The 1851-nt window shown below is 76.0% G+C and carries 3 protein-coding genes and 1 pseudogene; 2 read left to right on the plus strand and 2 right to left on the minus strand.

Translation table 11 applies throughout. The features are described from left to right. Nucleotides 1-594 (minus strand): GAF domain-containing protein (locus AC2W7G_RS15265; protein ID WP_485869189.1); only part of this gene is annotated, 594 nt, incomplete at its 3' end. 395 nt (nt 595-989) lie between these two features. Here AC2W7G_RS15265 and AC2W7G_RS15270 point away from each other — a divergent pair. After that, nucleotides 990-1336: pseudogene (locus AC2W7G_RS15270) on the plus strand (DUF3145 family protein); the annotation flags it as partial. A gap of 77 nt (nt 1337-1413) precedes the next feature. Continuing rightward, on the plus strand, nt 1414-1503 hold the full coding sequence (locus tag AC2W7G_RS15275) for a DUF3145 family protein (protein ID WP_485869190.1): 90 nt from the start codon (nt 1414-1416) through the stop codon (nt 1501-1503). Between the two features lie 6 nt (nt 1504-1509). On the opposite strand, the gene AC2W7G_RS15280 is transcribed toward AC2W7G_RS15275, so the two are convergent. Further along, nucleotides 1510-1851, minus strand: a 342-nt coding sequence (locus AC2W7G_RS15280; RefSeq protein WP_485869191.1) for a hypothetical protein, incomplete at its 5' end; no start/stop codon positions are given.

Raw genomic sequence — 1851 nt, forward strand, 5'->3', positions numbered from 1 at the left:
CCGGAACGCGTCGGCCACCGGCGTCGCCAGCGAGCGGGGCAGCATCGACGACCGGCCGGGTCCGGCGGGGAGTGGCGCCCTGCACGGTGCTGAACCCGTCGTCGTCCGGGACGAACAGGGCGACCCGGAGCGCCCCGGTGCGGCGCAGCAGGGAGTCGCGCAGCGCGTCCATGGCGTCGCGGTGCTGCGGACGTCGGCCAGCCACGACGTCACCTCCTGCAGCAGCGCCAGGCGGTTGGCCCCCTGCTCGGCCCGCCGGCGCGCCTGCTTCTCGGCGCTGAACAGACGGGCGTTGTCGAGGGCGACGGCGGCGTGGGCCACGACGGTCGCGACGAGCTCCTCGCTCGTGTCGTCGAAGGCGTCGGGCTCGGGATGGCCGAGCAGCAGCGCCCCGACCACGTCGCCGTCGCGTCCACGCACCGGGCCGGCGAGGTAGCTGCGCAGCGGCGTCGAGACGCCGGCGGTGCCGAACCGGGTGTCGGAGGCGAGGTCGCTCGCGTGCACCACGCCGCCGGTCTGGAGCGCCGGCTCGAGCAGCCCGGCCAGCAGCGAGGGGTCGGCCTCCAGCGCCGCGGGCGCGTCGCCGACGACCACGTGCAGCGTGCGCGCTGGCCGAGCTCGTCCAGGTCGACGTAGCGGAAGGCGCCGAAGGCGGCGCCGGACAGGCGTGTGCCGGCCTCCGTCACCCGCTGCAGGACGCCCTGCAGGTCGAGGTCGGAGTAGATCGCCTCGGCGAGGTGGGTCATGAGCGCGGCACCGTCGGGGGTGCGGGTGACCCGCCGGTGACGTGGGTTGTGCTCCACGGTCCCCCTCCTGTCGTGCTCGGGCCCTCCACCCGGCGGCACCACGGTAGCCCTCCCGGCGGGGCGGGTGGGCGGCGCCCGGCGTCCGCGGACAGCGTCTTGGCAGGGCGTGGGCGGGTCGGGCACAATGGCCGGGTCAGTGCCACCCGCCGGGTCGTTGGGGAAGACGCATCCAGGGAGGCACCGATGAAGTCGAGCCGTACGAGCGCCCCGACCCGGGGCGTCCTGTTCGTGCACTCAGCGCCGTCCGCGCTCTGTCCCCACGTGGAGTGGGCAGCGGCCGGCGTCCTTGGCGCGCCCACCGACTGGGACTGGGTCGACCAGCCCGCCGAGCCGGGCAGCTACCGCGCCGAGCTCTCCTGGCAGGCTCCCGCCGGCACCGCCGCCGCCCTGGCCTCCGCCCTGCGCGGCTGGGAGCGCATCCGCTTCGAGGTCACCGAGGAGCCGACCGCGTCCACCGAGGCGCCCGCTACTCCTACACGCCGTCGCTCGGGCTCTTCCACGCCCTCACCGGGCTGCACGGCGACGTGCTCATCCCCGAGGACCGCATCCGCGCGTTCATGGTCAAGGCCGCCCGGGGCGACGTCACGATGGACCAGGCCTCGAGGCCGTGCTGGGCGCGCGCTGGGACGCCGAGCTCGAGCCGTTCCGGCACGCCGGCGACGGCGCGCCGGTGCGCTGGCTGCACCAGGTGATCTGAGCCGGCTCAGCCGACCGTGACGGTAGCCGGCGGGGTCGCCGTGCCCGAGTCGCGGTCGAGCAGGCGGATCTGCCGCTGCCCGGTGCGCGTCGTGTAGATCTGCGTCTGGAACGTGCCCCGCCCGTCGCTGACCTGCACGGTCACCGGGAAGTCGGTCCAGCCGCCGTCGCCGTCCTTGGTCTGCACCTGCAGCACGGCGTTGTCGTCCGCGGTCGGCAGGCGGCCCGACAGCGTCATGCGCTCGCCGGCGGCGCCTGCCCGAGGGGTCGAGTGCTCAGCTCCGGGCTGCGGGGGCGGACCGGGGTGGTCGCCGGCGGCCGGGTCGGGCGGTCGGGGGTCGGGGGGTCG

The sequence above is a fragment of the Aeromicrobium sp. PFPM2_SD2 genome, from assembly GCF_057364525.1.